The sequence below is a fragment of the Streptomyces bambusae genome (genome assembly GCF_020532645.1).
GTDB classification, from domain to species: domain Bacteria; phylum Actinomycetota; class Actinomycetes; order Streptomycetales; family Streptomycetaceae; genus Streptomyces; species Streptomyces bambusae.
Window position 1 is genome coordinate 1 of the sequence record NZ_JAJAUZ010000146.1, and the last position, 656, is coordinate 656.

The following is a 656-nucleotide window of genomic DNA, read 5'->3' on the forward strand; positions in this document are numbered from 1 at the left end:
ACTGCAAGGCAGCCTTCTCAACTAAGACCTGAACAGTTCTCAACCAGCAGACAGGCAGTGCGTTTCGCGCCACCGCACCATAGGGTGCGGTGGCGCGGTTCCACAGGGAGTACTGCGTTCTTGGAGTCGGAGGAGGAAACGTGAGCACACCCCCAGGAGGACATCCTTACGGCGGCGCACAGCAGCCGCAGGGTGGGCACGACCAGAACCGCTTCAACTTCCCCTCCGCTCCCACCCGGCAGCCCGCGCAGGAGCAGAACCCGTACATGCAACAGCCCTATGGTCAGCAGCCCCCGGCCCATAGGCCGCCGTCGCAGCCCCACCGGGCGGCGCCGGCGGCTCCGAAGGCCCACAACCCGCTGGTGCGTCCGTACGCGATGACCGGCGGGCGTACCCGGCCCCGCTACCAGCTCGCCATCGAGGCGCTGGTCAGCACCACGGCGGATCCCGCACGGCTGCAAGGGCAGTTGCCCGAGCACCAGCGCATCTGCCGGCTGTGCCAGGAGATCAAGTCCGTTGCGGAGATCTCGGCACTACTCTCCATTCCCCTCGGCGTGGCCCGCATCCTCGTCGCCGACCTGGCGGAGGCGGGCCTCGTCGCCATTCACCAGCCCGGCGGCGACGAGTCGGCCGGCGGCCAGCCTGACGTGACACTG

The 656-nt window shown here is 68.6% G+C and carries 1 protein-coding gene; it reads left to right on the forward strand.

Going from position 1 to position 656, the window contains the following annotated elements:
• Positions 1 to 140: 140 nt before the first annotated feature.
• A partial coding sequence (locus LG634_RS37565) for a DUF742 domain-containing protein (protein WP_226741038.1) occupies positions 141 to 656 on the forward strand: 516 nt, incomplete at its 3' end.